Raw genomic sequence first — 16,227 nt, forward strand, 5'->3', positions numbered from 1 at the left:
CTTCTGCCTATTACGAAATCGATTCCGAAAGAAATGCTCGTTCTGGTAGATAAGCCTTTAATACAGTACGGCGTAGAAGAATGCATGGGAGCGGATATAACGGATATTATCATCATTACGGGTAGGGGAAAAACGGCTATAGAAGACTATTTCGACAGGTCTATAGAACATGAAATTTTACTTAAAGAAAAGGGCAAACATCATTTATTAAAGTCGGTAGATGAAATATCAAACCGCATCAGCCTTACTTATACGAGGCAAAAGGAAGCTTTGGGTCTGGGGCATGCGATTTTATGTTCGCAAAATATGGTCGGCGAAGAACCTTTCGCCGTAGTGTTGAGCGACGACATCATAGATTCCGAAGTTCCCGTCATGAAACAGATGGTCGCTATATATAAAAAATACAGATATTCCGTTTTGGCAGTTCAGCGCGTTAAAGACGAAGACGTGTCGAAATACGGAATAATCAGCGGTAAAGAAATTGAAAAAGGCTTGTACAGCGTGGAAGATTTAGTAGAAAAACCAGATATTAAAGACGCTCCTTCCAATCTTGCAATAATAGGAAGATATATATTAATGCCGGATATATTCGACTTTCTTAAAAATACCGCTCCAGGAAAAGGCGGCGAAATTCAGCTGACCGACGCCATAAAGTCTCTGCTTCAGATTCAGCCGGTTTATGCTTTGGAATTCAACGGCGACAGATACGACGGCGGCAACAAACTTGACCTTCTTAAGGCACAGATAATTTATGGTTTAAAAAACGACGAAATTAAAAAAGGTTTAATGGATTTTATTAAAAAATCGGAATGGTGCAGGAATTAAAATTATGAAATTTTTTTATGAAGATGATGATTTAAGCAAAAAAATAATAAAATTTAGAAATGAAATAGAAAAGCTTTTTCATAGTAATTTCGGTTTGTTTAACACGGAAGATTTGTCTTATTCTTTTAAAACAAATCCCGCAACATTCGCCCCCATAGATATCTATAACGACGAAAATATCCTGACCGTCGAAATCGAACTTCCAGGAATAAAAAAAGATAATATTATTATAGGTATCCACCATAACGTTCTAGTAATCAGATGGAAAGCCGAAAAGGCGGACAAAACCGAACCTGCGGTTAATTTTCACTGTTTAGAAAGAAGATTCGGCAGATTCGAGAAATTTGTTTTACTGCCAATCTCTCCCTTAAAAGAAAATACCAACGCTTCTTTATCAAACGGCGTTTTAAAAATAAGTTTCGATATGGGAGGTCTTTTCCTTAATTTTGATACTTTAATACCAGTCTCTTAAAAAATTTAGAGTAATTACGGCAAAAATATGATACAATAAATATATATATTGCCGTTAAAACTAATGGCAACACCACAGGAGATACATATGAACAATAATTATATAAACTTTTACGATTCCGAAAGTTTTTCCGAAAATTTGGGAAATAATCTCGGCGAAACGTCTATGGGAAGAGGGGAAAGCATAGAACAGCACGAACTTCCGGACGAAATTCAACTGCCTGAAGTACTTCCACTTTTACCCGTAAGAGATATAGTCCTTTTTCCGTTTATGATTATTCCTCTTTTCGTCGGAAGAGAAGCATCAATAAAAGCTGTGGACGAAGCGCTTTCAAAAGACAGGCTTATATTGCTGTCAGCGCAAAAAGACATAATCGTCGAAGAACCTTCTCAGAACGATATATACGACATAGGCGTAGTCGCAATGATTATGAAAATGCTTAAGCTTCCGGACGGAAGGGTTAAAATTTTAGTCCAGGGACTGCTTAAAGCAAAAATTGAAACGTTTGTCCAGATTAAACCTTTTTATTTAGTAAAAGCTTCTAAAATAAAAGAAGAGACCGTAACGGAAATTACGCCCGCCGTCGATGCCTTAATGAGAAACGTTAAAGAGCAGCTTGAAAAATATGTTTCGCTCGGAAGGCTCCCTTCCCAGGATATTTTAATTATACTCGAAAATATTACCAACCCCGGAAGATTAGCCGATATAGTAGCCTCCAACATGGGCTTAAAAATCGAAGAATCTCAGAAAATACTTGAAGATACCAACCAAATTGAAAGGCTTAAAAAAGTAAACGATATTCTTGCAAGAGAAATAGAAATTCTTTCAATGCAGGCCAAAATACAGTCTCAGGCGAAAGAAGAAATGACCAAAACGCAGAGAGACTATTTCTTAAGAGAACAGCTGAGGCAGATCAAACAGGAACTCGGCGAAACTGACGAAAAATCTCAGGAAATCAACGAACTGCAGGACAAAATTAAAGCGGCCAAAATGCCTGCCGAAGTTTTAAAAGAAGCGGAAAAACAACTTGCTCGGTTAGAATCTATGCATCAGGATGCCGCGGAAGCTTCGACTATTAAAACATATTTAGAATGGCTTTGCGATATTCCTTGGTCTAAAAAAACAAAAGATAATCTCGATATTAAAACCGCAAGGGAAATTTTAGACGAAGACCATTACGACCTTGAAAAAATAAAAGACAGAATCCTTGAATATTTAAGCGTAAGGAAGCTGAACAAAAAAATGAAAGGTCCGATACTTTGTTTTATAGGACCTCCCGGCGTAGGAAAAACTTCCCTCGGAAAATCTATAGCAAAAGCTATGAACAGGAAATTCGTAAGAATATCTTTGGGCGGCGTACATGACGAAGCCGAAATAAGAGGACACAGAAGAACTTACGTTGGAGCGCTTCCAGGAAGAATAATTCAGGGAATCAAACAGGCGGGAACTAATAATCCCGTATTTATGATAGACGAAATAGACAAAGTCGGCACTGATTTTAGAGGCGACCCTTCTTCTGCTCTTTTAGAAGTATTGGATCCGGAACAGAATTCCAGTTTCTCAGATCACTATTTAAACGTACCCTTCGACTTATCTAATGTCATGTTTGTAGCAACCGCCAACGTTGCCGACACTATACCTTCTCCTTTAAGGGACAGGATGGAAATTATAAATCTTTCGGGTTATACCCAGGAAGAAAAGGAAAAGATAGCGGAAAAATACCTTATACCGAGGCAGATTAAGGAAAACGGTTTAAAAAATGAATATATCGAAATTAAACAGAGCGCCTTAAGAACTATTATTGCAGGGTACACGCGAGAGGCAGGTTTAAGAAATTTAGAAAGAGAGATAGGAACTGTATGCCGTAAAGTCGCGAGAAACATCGCCGAGAATAAAATAAAAAAATATATTATAACGGATAAAAACATACACAAATATCTTGGCGTAATTAAAATTTTACCGGACGAAGAAAGGCAAAAAGACGAAATAGGAGTAGCTACGGGACTCGCTTGGACTCCTTACGGCGGCGAAGTGCTTTACATTGAAACGATATTGGTTAAAGGAAAAGGTGGGGTTTCGCTTACGGGACAGCTCGGCGACGTCATGAAAGAATCGGCGCATGCAGCTGTCAGCTACGCAAGGTCTAAAGCCGACGAGTTAGGCATTAAAACCGATACTTTCGAAAAACACGATATACATATCCACATACCTGAAGGGGCTATCCCTAAAGACGGTCCATCTGCCGGAATTACTATGGCGACCTCTTTAATTTCTGCGGTACTTAAAAAACCCGTTAGAAAAGATATCGCTATGACCGGCGAAATTACGCTTAGAGGCAACGTTCTGCCTATAGGCGGATTAAAAGAAAAGTCGTTGGCGGCTTTGAGGGCTGGAATAAAAACAATTCTTATACCCGAAAGAAATAAAAAAGATTTGGAAGATATTTCCCCGTTAGTTAAGAAAAATCTTAAATTTATTCCCGTTAAACATATGGACGAAGTAGTGAAATACGCTATAATCGGCGTAGATTCTAAGGAAACTTCAACAAATACTTACAAGAAAAAGGGTGATAGAAAAAGAAAAGTTTAACGAGTCGGAATTAATAAAATACATAGAAAAAGCCGGCTTAGAAACTCAAGACTTTAATAAAAATTTAATAGTAGAATCTATCGGGGATGACTGCGCCGTTATAGAAGATAAAAATAAAATTCTTCTAAGCTCCGACAATATTACGGAAAACGTTCATTTTAGTTTTGATTTGTATGATTTTCGAGAAATAGGCAAAAAATCTTTTCTCGTAAATCTTAGCGATATAGCGGCTATGGGCGGAATTCCCCGATTGTTTCTTATGTCCCTTTTTATTCCTCCATACTTATGCACGTCCGATATTAAATCCCTTATTAAAGGCGTTATAGAAGAAGCAAAAAAATATGAGGTATCCCTTATAGGCGGAAATATTTCTTCTGCATCCGAACTTTCGGTGTCTATAACTATTATAGGAGACTGCGAAAGCGCAGGCATTAAAAGATTCGGCTCAAAAAAGGGGGATGCGGTCTATGTATCCGGAGAAATCGGAAACTCATGGATGGCTTTTTATCTTAATTCCAATAAAGATTATATATTTAAAAACAAAACAAGGCTTAAATCATCAGATAAAAAATTAATAACGGATTTTATAAAAAAATATAAACTGCCTAAACCAAGAATAAACTTAGGCAGAAAATTATTTACAAAAAATCTTGCCGGCTCTTTAACGGATATAAGCGACGGTATCTACAAAGATATTTTTAACGTCGCGGGGGAAGGATGCGGATGCCGTATAAACGTCGAAGATATACCGGTAAACGACGGGCTAAAAAAAATTGCCGATATTTTGAATATAGAAAACTATTTCGACGATATAATTTCTTTCGGCGAAGATTATGAACTTTTATGGACTTTCGACAGGGAATATACCCACAGCGAGCTTATGGAAATTAAAGACTCATGCGGAATCAATATAAAAAAAATCGGCTTTATAGACGAAAACTCCGCAAAACTTACCCTTATAAAAGGCGGTAAAGTTTTTATGCCTGAAAATCATACTTTTAGACATCTAGAATAATTAAGCAGTAATTAAATAATATCGGCAAAATTAAATTTAACATAATTATAAGATCCATCAAAACTTACAACAAGACTAATATATAAATATAACCGCATAAAATATGGATTTATTACTTTTTTTATTTTTATTCATTTTATTTCTGGTCGTATCTTCGGTTTTTTCAATTTCGGAGTCGTCGATATTTTCTCTTAATCAAACAGATATAGACGAATTAAATTTAAGAAAAAAAAACAAAGTTATATTTTTAATAAGAAACTCGTCTATCTTTTTGGTAATAATTCTTATCGGAAATATGACGGCAAACGTTATAACCGCAAGCATAGGGTCTATAATTTTAAATATTTATTTTAAAAATATTCCCGTAATTTATTCGATTATTTTTATATCGCTCATACTGATTATTATCGCCGAAATAATTCCAAAAATAGTAGCGTTAAAAAAACCGATAGAACTTTCTCTGTTTGTTTCTGAAATATTTTACGGAGTAGTATATTTTGCAGGGTCGTTTATACAAAAAACGGGACTTAAAGGAAAAAGGCTCCAGCTTAAAAAAGAAGAGTCCATATCTAACGAAGAACTCAGAACCATCATAGAAATAGGCAAAAACGAGGGCGAGATTAAAGAAAAAGAATATGAATTCATAAAAAATTTCCTTAAACTTTCTTACTTGAAAGCCTCTAATATTATGACTAAAAAAGATGCCGTGTTTGAATTAGACGTCGGTACTCCGGTATCAGCCGCGGTAGAATTGATAGAATCTTATCATTTTTCGAGAATTCCGATATATTTTAGGGAAAAAGACAACATAATAGGGATAATTTTATCAAAAAACATACTGTCTAAAGTATATAATAAAAGCGAAGCAAAAAGAACGCTTAATTCCTTTATGATTAAGCCTTATTTTATTCCAGGCTCTAAAAATGCGCTGGAACTTTTCAGGGAACTGCAAAAGAAAAAAATCCATATGGCCGTAATAGTGGATGAATACGGAAAAATGAAAGGCATAATTACGATGGAAGATCTGCTGGAAGAAATTTTCGGCGAAATAGAGGATGAATATGACGTTCAGTAATATTTTAGCCGGCGCTTATATTTATATTCCAGTTATTATAGGCGCAATAATTTTAGAAGGTTTTTTCGCAGGTTCGGAAATAGGCATCATAAGTTACGATAAAATAAAGATTAAGCATAAAGAAGCCGGCGGAAACAGGCTTGCAAAATTTTTGCTTGCAATGACAAGAAAACCTGAAAGCACTTTTTCTACATCTTTAATCGGAAATAATTTTGCATACACGACGGCTACTATTCTTGCTACATCTATAATTTACGCATATGCAAAGTCTTACACTCCTATTATAGTCGCAGTTATTCTTACGCCTGTTATGGTTATTTTCGGAGAAATTATTCCAAAAATGATTTACAGGCGGCATGCAAACAGTCTTATGCTTAAAAGCATTCCGTTTATAGCTTTTTTTTCTTTAATTTTTTTTCCGATTAATATAATTTTCATCGGTTTTTCAAAAGTTTTAAATATAATATTTAAAAGCAAGTCCAAAAATGTTTTTCTGACTAAAGACGAACTTATAAAAGTACTAACCATAAGCGGCAATATCGAAGAATTTAAAGAATACGACAAAAAAATAATAAAAAGAATATTCGAGTTCGGCGGTAAAACGGCAAAAGACGTTATGATTCCTTTAATAAACGTTATAGCTCTTAACGAAAACGACGGTATAGACAAAGCAAGGCAGATTTTTGCGGACACGAACTATTCCAGAATTCCCGTTTATTCGGAACGAATCGATAATATTTCGAGTTTAGCTTTTGCTTTTGACGTATTTAATCCGAAAAACTCCGAAAAAGTCGTAGGGGAGATAGCAAAACCTGTTTTATTTATTCCCGAAACACTAAAAATAACAAATATAATGCTGAAAATGCAAAAAAGCCGTCAGCAGATGGTCGTAGTAGTGGACGAGTACGGAGGCGCCTCCGGAATAATCACTTTTGAAGATATTCTTGAAGAAATAGTCGGCGAAATAAGGGACGAAACCGACGAAGAAGTAGCGATGTACAAAAAAATAGGTAAAAATACTTACCTGATAAATGCGAGGTTGACCTTAGACGAGTTGTCGGAGATTTTTAACTTAAGCGTCTTAAACAACGAAGAAGCGGAATATGAAACGGTGTCTGGTTTAATAATGGACCGGCTTGGGCGCATACCCGTTTCCGGCGAAAAATTTACGATAGACAACATAAATTTCACGGTTTCCAAAGCTACAAGCAAGTCTATTAAAGAGGTAATAATAAGTTTCTGATACGGCGCAGAAGAAGAAGTTGAAAAAAAGGTGTCGAAAAAGTCATCTATGTTATTTAATTTCTGAAACCCTTGCCAATTCCGCGTTTGAAAAAAGGTGTCAGATTTTTATTTATTTTCGAACGATGTATTTTATTACTCTATAAAAGCAATTCGAAAATAAATAAATCTGACACCTTTTTTGTTTTTGTTTCCTTTTTTTGTTTTAGTTTCCTATAACTTTATCTATCAGCTGCTTAAAAGAACCTTTCGGAGCGGCTCCGACTATCTGGTCGGCTACCTGTCCTTTATTAAACAGAATGACTGTCGGTATGCCCCTTATACCGTATTTGCCGGGAATAATCTGATTTTCGTCGACGTTTACTTTGCCTACTTTAATTTTTCCGCTGTAATCGGAAGCTATTTCGTCTATTACAGGCGCAACGGCTCTGCAGGGAGCGCACCATACCGCCCAAAAATCGACTAAAACCGGTTTGTCGGATTTTAAAACTTCCGATTCAAAATTTGAATCGGTAAAAGCTAAGACATTTTCTGAAGACATTTAGTAAATCCTCCTTAATAGATTTATATTTTTTTATGCAACTACTCTCTGTTCAGCTCTTAAAACCAATGAATCGGATATCTTATTAAACACGCTCTGCACTTCCGGATGAATATCTTTCGTCATTATTGGTTCTCCTTTGTCGGAAAGTTCGCAGATTTCTTCTACTATCGGTATTTCTCCAAGGAAATTTACGCCGAGTTTTTCTGCAGCCGCTTTTGCTCCGCCGTGTTTAAATATATCCGAACGTTTATTGCAGTGCGGACATATAAAATAGCTCATATTTTCGACGAGTCCAAAAACGGGAACGTTTACTTTATCGAACATAGCAAGAGCTTTCTTTGCGTCGATAAGGGAAATATCCTGAGGAGTCGAAACGACTATCGCAAAATTTATAGGAACCGTTTGAACTAAAGTAAGCTGAATATCGCCGGTGCCTGGAGGAAGGTCCACTACCAAAAAATCGATTTCTCCCCATTCGACGTCTTTTAAAAACTGTGTTATAACCTGCATTACTACCGGACCTCTCCAGATAGCAGGAGCGTCTTCAGGAATTAAAAACCCTAAAGACATAAGCTTAATTCCAAATTTTTCAAGGGGCACTATTTTATTGCTGGAAGTGAGGTCGGGTCTTTTATTTATTCCCATCATCATAGGAATGCTTGGACCGTATAGGTCTGCATCTAAGAGCCCCACCTTTTTACCCTGCTTTGCCAGCGTTATCGCCAAGTTTACGCTAAAAGTAGATTTGCCTACGCCGCCTTTTCCGCTCGCGACCGCTATGATATTTTTAACTCCGCTTATAGGGGACTGTTCGTCAAATGGATTTTTGCTTTCATGACCGTGTGCGCCGCCGCATCCGCATGAAGACCCTTCTTCTTCCTCTCCTCCGCCGCAACCACAGGAACCTCCTTCGTCGTCGCCGCTACCGCATCCGCAGGAATCCGCACCTTCTTCATAGTAGTCTTTATTTCCGTCCATTTCATCGTCTCTGTATTCGTTGTACATAAATAACCTCTCTTGTTAAATTAATTAAATTTATTATACTTTTTTAATATTTTTGCTTTTAAATTTCTTAATGCGCTTTAGCTTTAGATATTATATAAATATTTATATAATATTATTTATAGTATCATAATTTTTACGAATTTTCAATTTTATAATCTTCAGACTTAAAAGCGTCCATAAATGCACTGACTGAAAATTCGGCTTTTCCGGCTCCGGCTTCGCCGTAACCTTCCGGAACTGGCAAACCGTACTTATAATGCAGTTCGTGCCATTTAAGCAGCAATTTTACATAATATTCCAAGGGAGCTGAGGCATTCCCCATTTTCCCAAGCCTGCTCGTTTTTTCCGGACACCATGTAGTATATCTTGGTATTACCCCTTTCGACATAAAAAAATCAAGCCCTTCGGCGGTTGAATCGACGGCTTCGTCGATATCCGTAAAACCGTAAGGCTTAGAAAGTTCGACTCCCGCGACGAAATTAGGTATAACTTTATATTCGCCGAATACAGATACGGCATCTACTATCCTGTTTATCCACTCGTCTCTCCCAATGAACTTAGATTTTCCCGGACATATTTTATCAAAAAGGTTTTTATCCCACACTTCAAAATTTGTATGATATATGTATGCGCCGGCGGTTTTAAGCCGCATTAAATTGTTTCTTGTATGCGCCTGCACGACGACTTTGCTGATCCATCTGCCTTTAAACTTATCTTCTATAGCCTCAAGAAATCTAACGTAAAAATCTATTTCGGTATCGCCTTTAAATTTAATTTCGTCTATGATGCTTCCGCCCGTCAAGGTATATGCGCCGGCATTCGAGTCGTCCGCATCCGATATAATAGACAGGGCGCTTAAAATATCTTCTACCGATTTTACGGCTGAATAATTTTTATTAGATTTTTTTTGATTTAAATAATTAGAATTCATATCGCAGAATGCGCATTCGCTGCCGTCTTCAAAATACTGGCACATCCTGAACACTGCAAGATATATCAAATACCCCCATTCTATGGTTGGCGCTACGTCGCGGACGGATTTCTCCGATTCAGTTTTTTTAAGCATATAAGATTTTTCGGGAGAAAAAAGCACGTCCCCTATATAATAAAAGTCTTTCCCTTTATTTTTATAAAGTTTATAACCTTTAGACTCTTTATCGTAAATCACCGAATATGGGGATGTTTTGTTGATTCTTACGGATATAATAGTACGCCTGAGATTATACGGTCCGTTAATCAGGGCTATTTCTTCCGGATACTTTTTATTAATTACGTCTCCGTCGTTATCGACGTTAAACGAAAAAATAAAATATGATTTGCCGGAAAAGTTTTCTTCCGAATCTACTTCGCCGAAAGAAATCCCCTGTCTTAATATATCCTCTTTTATTATAGCTTCGGGATTTATATCGCGTCCGTATTTTCCGATAAAAAAATCAAGTTCGTCGATATATTCGTTATTTTTGCTCATTTGTTTATTTTATTATATCCGTTGAAAAAATACAAATTTTTCTTTACATCGATAAAAGAAAATATTATAATATACAAAAATATATGTAGTACTAAATTACGCTTTAATAATTTACGTATTTTTAAGTTTTATAAAATTAATGCAATAATTAACTATAAAGGAGATTTAAATAAAATGAAAAATTTAGAAGCTAAACTTTACATTCTTTTTTCAATTTTTTTTCTAAACAGGGAAAAATTAATAAAAGATACGATAACAAATATACCTGCAAGCTATAAAGACGTTGCATACTTATCCGATATCGAATTTACAGTATTCGGTTATTTTGCCTATAAATTTACCCACTCTGCTCCGAAAGAAAAAAAAGAATATGAAAAAAACGGCATCATCGTTTCTTATAAGGAGCTTAACAGACTGTACGTTTCGACTCCTCATCTTGCGACGGTTCTTAAAAAACTTCAGGACGAAAAACTTATAAAAAAAGCGACGCTTAACGAAGATAAAAGAAAAACCAATTACGTACTGCCGTTTACCGAGCTTAAAAAATTTAACGAAATAAACGTTCAGGCATTAAAATTCTGCGGATTTACCGATTCCGACACGCCTATAATAGATAGATTAATCGAAGGCGTTATAAACCTGCTTAAAACTAATAAAATAATTACGGAAGCGCAGTCTAAAAACCTTGACGATTTCCTAATTAAGTCGGATAACTATTTTAAATTTTATTACATAGCTCTAGCTTTATGGACTAGCAGATATCTTATTACAAATTTCCAGATAAAATTGATGGGTCCGTCGGAATTTATGGTTTACGCCATGATTATAAAATATTATATAAACGGCGAAAAAAAACCTATAACCACAAAAAAGGTCAAGGAAGAAACCGGACTTGCGCCGTCTATTATCAGCCAGAGTTTTAAAAAATTTATAGACGAAGATATAATAATCAGAAAAGAGATAAATAAATTCAAGGTATATTTCCATATAAACAAAAAAGCTTTAGAGAAAAGACTTGAAAACGATACCGATTTAATCAAAGAAATCACTAAGAACTTTAAAAAAGGGGACGATAAGAAATTTGAAAAATTTATCGACAAACTTAGCGAAGCTATAACGTCTAAACTTAACGGTTTAGATACAAATAAAATTTGTCCGAACAAAAAATGCGGAATGGAAATACCTCTTATGCCTGGGCTAAAATACTGTCCGTATTGCGGCGAAAAAATTGCATAATATAGTTGCGGGTACAGATATCCTGAAAGAAATTATAGATATATTTTATATATTAGCCGCATATCTTGCAGGAAGTTTTCCTACATCGGCTATAATCGCAAGAATAAAAGGAATTTCCGACCTTACTAAAGAAGGCAGCGGAAACCTAGGCGCTACGAATATATCGAGGGTAATAGGCAAAAAGTTCGGACTTATTACCCTTATTATCGACGCCGCCAAAGGTTTTTTACCGGTTTTTTTTGCGCCGATTTTAATTAACTCTCAATATAAATACGCCGATTTTAATTTTCACCGGTCAATTCAGTGTACAGGCTGTTTAATATTTTATTCCTTGGTAATAATAGCTCCTGTAATCGGACACTGCTATTCGGCATTTATAAAATTTAAAGGGGGAAAGGGTGTTGCTACGGCTCTAGGAGTATTTTTAGCCGTTTCGCCTAAAGCCGTTCTTATCGCCTTTTTAGTTTTCGCGGTAATTTTATCCGCTTCCAAATATGTTTCGCTCGCCTCTATAGTAAGCGCATTTTTTATGCCGTTTATAGTGTTTTATACGTTAAAGAACATATACATATTTGCGGCATCTATGTTAATAGCCATATTAGTAATATATAAACATTCCCCTAACATTAAAAGACTCATAAACGGCACGGAAAATGCTATAAAGAAAAAGCGCCGATAAAATAAAAGCAGGTTTCTTAAACTGCTTAATAAATAAGATATTTGCTATATTTTACTTTACTTTACCGCAATTAATTTTGAACTCAATGCCGTAATAACGTTATTCACCTTAATAATCGCTTCGTAAATATATATTTTCGGCGTTTTCTTAGGAAGTTTTACCGACAAAACGGTTTTATAGTAGCCTTCCCTTACTATATTGGTAGCCGACGTATGCGTATATAAAATCTTTCCGTTTAGACCTTCGAGTATCCTCGTTTCCTGAATATCCGAATTGTCGAGGTTAGTATGCGTTCCAAGAACGTCGTATTCCATATTTAAGCTTATATTGCCGCCCGCTCTTACGGATTTCGGAACAGTAAAGATTTTTAAATTCGATATAAGAACGCCTTTTACGTGGTTAAAATTTATTTTCAAACTGCTTTGAGGGTCGTATATAAATTCGTTGCTTGCAAGCTGATACGGAACATTAAGCATAGATAATCCTCTTATCCTTCCTTCGCGGGTTACCACATATTTTCCCGTAACGTAGCCTACGCCGTAACCTATGGACAATCCTGCGGCGGTACCTATTATTGCGCCTATAGGCCCTCCGGTAAGCGCTCCGACGACAAACCCCGTTCCAGCCCCGAATATCGCACCCGTAGTTCCGCTCGCCGCAGTCGCCCGCGAAGTAGCGCAGCCGCTTAACGACGAAGATACTAAAAATATTGCGAGAATTAAAACAAGCGATATAGTAATTTTTTTCTTAATTTTCATTGATTCATGCCTCCTATTTTGATTTTATTCTTATTATTATGTTCATATTTTTATATATTGTAAATAGTATTTTTGCAATATCAACGATACTGTTTTAATTATTATTTTTTTCTGTTTCGATAGAATTACCGCCGCCGTAACCATTTTGTATTTTTCCCCACCCCTATGGCTGCAAAAGATATAAATTTAAAGATTTAGGACTCATAAAAATGAGTTATCAAATATAACATCGGTAATTATATTTTTATCTTGATTATTTGAAATTTTAATCGTACCATAACTAAAAAAATTTTAAAGATTTTGAAGATTTTGCAAAAAATCTTTCCTTCTCGCTATAAATACAGCCGCAATAATTTTGACGGTATAAGCCGTATCTGCGAGAAAGCTCTATACCATCTTTATAGCCCTGCCTGAAATCTTCGTAATAAAAATTAACTCCGTATTTCTTTTGCAGATTAAAACCTGTTTCTTTGATATAGTCATGATACTGATGCTTGCTGTATAAAAGCGTAGTCGAAAAATGCGTGAATTTAGACGACTTAGCAAGGGCGGCGGTTTTTTCAAGCCTGCCGGCGACGCAGTAATAACAACGATTTTCTTCCCTAAAAACCACGTTCCTTATAAACTCCTCCATATCGTAATCTTTTTCGTAAATCACTTTGAAATCTACAATCTCGGCGAATTTTTTCAAAGACTCCTCCCTCCTGAGATATTCCGAATAAGGATGAATGTTTGGATTATAAAAATATCCGATAATCTTCTCGAATTTAATGTCTAAGAATTGTTTATCCGAATTTTTCCGGCTATTTAGAGTATCTGAATTACTTGGGACAATAGTGAAATATGGATACATTAAACATGGCGAACAGCATATATGAAGCAAAAGTTTTTTTTCTGTTTCCATCATATTGCATTAATTTTTTTCTTATGCAGTTTCATACTGTAATACTTTTAACTGTTCAGGCTTTATCCTTGCGATTAAACTAAGCATCCTATGCCGACCACTTTACCGTCGGAATTAAAATCCAATATAATAAAAGGTTCTACCTCTTCCGATTGTATTATAGACGATTCACCTAATCAATAAAGAGCATCGCTTTCTTTATCGACAATTAATTTCATATTTGTTCCTCGCTTTTAACTCGCTTAATCGTCTTATATTTCCTGTCAAAATAAACAGCCACTGTCCTTATTGGATATACATTATGATTAACTACTCCATGTAATACTCTTCCGTTATTTTCCGCAATATTTTTAAAATATTGCAAGTTCCCATCTTCTTATACGGTATTCCAATCGGAATTATTTAAAGCGATTGTTAATTTAATGATTAATCTAATTTATTTATACATTATTTACAAAAAATAATCAAGTTTGCATAAAACAGTTTACATGATAATGAATTATGAAACGGAGGAAATGTGAAAGCAAGAATGGGAATAAAAACTTCCGACAGCGACAAACGAAGTCGGAAGTAAGGATACTTCGGCGGGCATAAAAGCTTCGCTTTTATGCCCGCCGAAGTGAATAAATCTGTCACTTTTTTCTTTACACGTATAGATGTATAGAAAACAGTTATGCCGATAGAACGGTTTTTCCAGCAATTTCGTTTAATAATGCAGCAAATGCCGTGTAGCCCGCACATGCGGCGGCGGCTAAACCTACAATACCGGCTATCATCATTAACGCGGGGTTCGGTCCTGAAACTCCTGCCCAGTGCGCTATTGCAACAATTATTAACATAAGCGTCGTAAGTCCGAGAGCTAGTTGCAAAAGTATCCATTTTTTGGCTACGATAGAACCTAAAAAGGTTAAAAGCCCGAAAACTGCCCAAAATATAAAATACCATCCTAGAAACGCCAGCGCCGGACCTGCGTGAAACATAGCCGTTTTAAAAACGGGACCCATATTAAGTTGCGCAAATGCTCCAAAAAATATACCCCACCCTAAAAATGCAACTCCTCCAAATGTCTGTCCCCTAAAGAAATCTAACACTCCTGCAATACCGATTCCAAATGCTCCGATAAACACAATCGACATAATTAAAAAACTTGGCTTCCCCATCATTCCGCTTACCATCATACTGATTGAAGCCAACGCAATACCATAAGAAATTAAACCCAAAGCGCTTGGATCGCCGACATGCCACGCCACAGTTGTTTCGTTTCTTTCCTCAGACATAAAAACCTCCATATTTTTAAAGGTTATTAATTACAATACCATACTGTTGCCGAACATACGGCAACAGTATTATGTATCGTTTATATATGCCTAAATATTTTACGTCTCGCAACTAACTAAGCTTATATATTATTATTGTGCAATATATCATGTCGCCAGCACTCGCCGTATCTTTATTATTGAAAGAATATTGCCATTCCCGTCTATATTTTATTATTATTGTATAAAATAAATTTTGCGGTCATAATTTGGATAATATACCCAATATAAAATTTTGTCAAGCATAAAGTCGTTCACCATAAAATAGTGCTTTAAAATACACACAAATTTTTTTATTTTGCCAAACATCCGGCATTTAGCTTAGCCATTCTCAACCCCTGAAATATTTTTTTCTGAGAAGGTGTTAAAATGGCGTAACTTTTAAGGTGATACGGAATCATCTCGTAAGCAAGGTAAGTTTGCGCCTTGCCTATATTTTTTATATCGTTGATAATAGTTTTTATTTTTGGAACAACTTCCATCGAATCTTTTTTATATTTTGAATAAGCTAATTTAAGATTCTTTATCCCCATAACAGTATCTTTTATCATCCCTGCATCTAATTTTTTTATTATTACTAACTGACTTGAGTTAAGTCTTAAGCTTTTGGCATGTTGAAGATACCAATTAGGACCTGGATGATATTTATAAAAAATAGGACCGAAATCAAAAGAATGAGATAAGAAATATTTTCTTATCATTGCAATTTTAGCTGCGCTTTTTTTAGCAGATAAAGTAGAAGCGTGGGATGGAGGAATAGCGTAAATTCCGATAGTAAAAACAATTGCAATAAATATTAAAACTACCATTGTTTTATATCTCATATATATTTTTCCTTTTATAAAAAAAAATTTATGTTAAATTACACATTCTGAATAAAAGGAGAAGCGTTTATTTTTATCACGCTTCTCCTTTTATCATTTTTGTTCTGCTTTTATATTATAAACAGCCCGCTCCCATTTTATTTAAAGATTTTTTTGACTTGCTTCCGCTGCCTTTTTTTGCCTTTTTTGAAGTTTTTTTAGTCATAGCAGAATGCTTCATAAAATGGCCGCCCTGAAAAGCATATGCGCTTGAGCCTGAAGCCGCGCCTATTCCA

At 35.6% G+C, this 16,227-nt stretch carries 15 protein-coding genes and 1 pseudogene; 8 read left to right on the top strand and 8 right to left on the bottom strand.

Going from position 1 to position 16,227, the window contains the following annotated elements; all coding sequences use genetic code 11:
• The 6 genes from galU to EVJ48_09325 form a co-directional block, all read left to right on the top strand.
• Window positions 1-825 (top strand): UTP--glucose-1-phosphate uridylyltransferase GalU (gene galU, locus EVJ48_09300; GenBank protein RZV37207.1); only part of this gene is annotated, 825 nt, incomplete at its 5' end.
• Between the two features lie 4 nt (window positions 826-829).
• On the top strand, window positions 830-1,297 hold the full coding sequence (locus EVJ48_09305; protein RZV37208.1) for an Hsp20/alpha crystallin family protein: 468 nt from the start codon (window positions 830-832) through the stop codon (window positions 1,295-1,297).
• Window positions 1,298-1,462: 165 nt separating this feature from the next.
• Window positions 1,463-3,886 (top strand): endopeptidase La, encoded by a 2,424-nt coding sequence (lon, locus tag EVJ48_09310; GenBank protein ID RZV37218.1) that lies wholly within the window; start codon window positions 1,463-1,465, stop codon window positions 3,884-3,886.
• The gene (gene thiL / locus EVJ48_09315) at window positions 3,825-4,901 is read left to right on the top strand and encodes a thiamine-phosphate kinase (protein RZV37209.1); all 1,077 of its coding nucleotides are present in this window, start codon (window positions 3,825-3,827) and stop codon (window positions 4,899-4,901) included. Before lon ends, thiL begins: the two co-directional genes overlap by 62 nt.
• A gap of 103 nt (window positions 4,902-5,004) precedes the next feature.
• Window positions 5,005-5,976, top strand: coding sequence for a DUF21 domain-containing protein (locus tag EVJ48_09320; GenBank protein ID RZV37210.1), 972 nt, complete (start codon window positions 5,005-5,007; stop codon window positions 5,974-5,976).
• The gene (locus EVJ48_09325) at window positions 5,957-7,219 is read left to right on the top strand and encodes an HlyC/CorC family transporter (protein RZV37211.1); all 1,263 of its coding nucleotides are present in this window, start codon (window positions 5,957-5,959) and stop codon (window positions 7,217-7,219) included. The genes EVJ48_09320 and EVJ48_09325 overlap by 20 nt, the downstream gene beginning before the upstream one ends.
• A 204-nt stretch (window positions 7,220-7,423) precedes the next feature.
• Here the strand turns inward: EVJ48_09325 and trxA are convergent, their stop codons facing one another.
• The 3 genes from trxA to EVJ48_09340 all read right to left on the bottom strand — a co-directional run bounded on the left by trxA (window position 7,424) and on the right by EVJ48_09340 (window position 10,214).
• Window positions 7,424-7,759, bottom strand: coding sequence for a thioredoxin (trxA, locus tag EVJ48_09330; GenBank protein ID RZV37212.1), 336 nt, complete (start codon window positions 7,757-7,759; stop codon window positions 7,424-7,426).
• 33 nt (window positions 7,760-7,792) lie between these two features.
• Window positions 7,793-8,767 carry an ATP-binding protein gene (locus EVJ48_09335; GenBank protein ID RZV37213.1) on the bottom strand — a complete coding sequence of 325 codons (975 nt, stop codon included), beginning with the start codon at window positions 8,765-8,767 and terminating at the stop codon, window positions 7,793-7,795.
• Window positions 8,768-8,900: 133 nt separating this feature from the next.
• A complete protein-coding gene (locus EVJ48_09340) occupies window positions 8,901-10,214 on the bottom strand; it encodes a radical SAM protein (GenBank protein RZV37219.1) in 1,314 nt (437 codons plus the stop codon).
• 195 nt (window positions 10,215-10,409) lie between these two features.
• Between EVJ48_09340 and EVJ48_09345 the strand changes: the two genes are divergently transcribed.
• Window positions 10,410-11,471, top strand: coding sequence for a hypothetical protein (locus EVJ48_09345; protein ID RZV37214.1), 1,062 nt, complete (start codon window positions 10,410-10,412; stop codon window positions 11,469-11,471).
• A gap of 34 nt (window positions 11,472-11,505) precedes the next feature.
• Window positions 11,506-12,150, top strand: coding sequence for a glycerol-3-phosphate 1-O-acyltransferase (gene plsY, locus EVJ48_09350; protein RZV37220.1), 645 nt, complete (start codon window positions 11,506-11,508; stop codon window positions 12,148-12,150).
• Between the two features lie 56 nt (window positions 12,151-12,206).
• Here the strand turns inward: plsY and EVJ48_09355 are convergent, their stop codons facing one another.
• From EVJ48_09355 to EVJ48_09375, 5 genes and pseudogenes are all read right to left on the bottom strand, one after another.
• Window positions 12,207-12,908 carry a hypothetical protein gene (locus tag EVJ48_09355; protein RZV37215.1) on the bottom strand — a complete coding sequence of 234 codons (702 nt, stop codon included), beginning with the start codon at window positions 12,906-12,908 and terminating at the stop codon, window positions 12,207-12,209.
• A 280-nt stretch (window positions 12,909-13,188) separates the two neighbouring features.
• On the bottom strand, window positions 13,189-13,812 hold the full coding sequence (locus EVJ48_09360) for an epoxyqueuosine reductase QueH (protein RZV37221.1): 624 nt from the start codon (window positions 13,810-13,812) through the stop codon (window positions 13,189-13,191).
• Window positions 13,813-13,833: 21 nt separating this feature from the next.
• Window positions 13,834-14,030 (bottom strand): annotated as a pseudogene (locus EVJ48_09365) (DUF2283 domain-containing protein).
• A 453-nt stretch (window positions 14,031-14,483) separates the two neighbouring features.
• Entirely contained in the window at window positions 14,484-15,101 is a 618-nt protein-coding gene (locus EVJ48_09370; GenBank protein ID RZV37216.1) for a hypothetical protein, read from the bottom strand.
• A 320-nt stretch (window positions 15,102-15,421) separates the two neighbouring features.
• Window positions 15,422-15,952, bottom strand: a complete 531-nt coding sequence (locus tag EVJ48_09375; GenBank protein ID RZV37217.1) for a hypothetical protein — start codon at window positions 15,950-15,952, stop codon at window positions 15,422-15,424.
• Window positions 15,953-16,227: the final 275 nt, after the last annotated feature.

It is taken from the genome of Candidatus Acidulodesulfobacterium acidiphilum, assembly GCA_008534395.1.
Lineage (GTDB): Bacteria > SZUA-79 > SZUA-79 > Acidulodesulfobacterales > Acidulodesulfobacteraceae > Acidulodesulfobacterium_A > Acidulodesulfobacterium_A acidiphilum.

Bases quoted from the DNA above. Each gene is read 5' to 3' on its own strand.
- EVJ48_09305 (RZV37208.1), top strand. From the start codon at position 830: ATGAAATTTTTTTATGAAGATGATGATTTAAGCAAAAAAATAATAAAA.
- lon (RZV37218.1), top strand. From the start codon at position 1,463: ATGGGAAGAGGGGAAAGCATAGAACAGCACGAACTTCCGGACGAAATT.
- EVJ48_09320 (RZV37210.1), top strand. From the start codon at position 5,005: ATGGATTTATTACTTTTTTTATTTTTATTCATTTTATTTCTGGTCGTA.
- EVJ48_09325 (RZV37211.1), top strand. From the start codon at position 5,957: ATGAATATGACGTTCAGTAATATTTTAGCCGGCGCTTATATTTATATT.
- trxA (RZV37212.1), bottom strand. From the start codon at position 7,759: ATGTCTTCAGAAAATGTCTTAGCTTTTACCGATTCAAATTTTGAATCG.
- EVJ48_09335 (RZV37213.1), bottom strand. From the start codon at position 8,767: ATGTACAACGAATACAGAGACGATGAAATGGACGGAAATAAAGACTAC.
- EVJ48_09345 (RZV37214.1), top strand. From the start codon at position 10,410: ATGAAAAATTTAGAAGCTAAACTTTACATTCTTTTTTCAATTTTTTTT.
- EVJ48_09355 (RZV37215.1), bottom strand. From the start codon at position 12,908: ATGAAAATTAAGAAAAAAATTACTATATCGCTTGTTTTAATTCTCGCA.
- EVJ48_09360 (RZV37221.1), bottom strand. From the start codon at position 13,812: ATGGAAACAGAAAAAAAACTTTTGCTTCATATATGCTGTTCGCCATGT.
- EVJ48_09370 (RZV37216.1), bottom strand. From the start codon at position 15,101: ATGGAGGTTTTTATGTCTGAGGAAAGAAACGAAACAACTGTGGCGTGG.
- EVJ48_09375 (RZV37217.1), bottom strand. From the start codon at position 15,952: ATGAGATATAAAACAATGGTAGTTTTAATATTTATTGCAATTGTTTTT.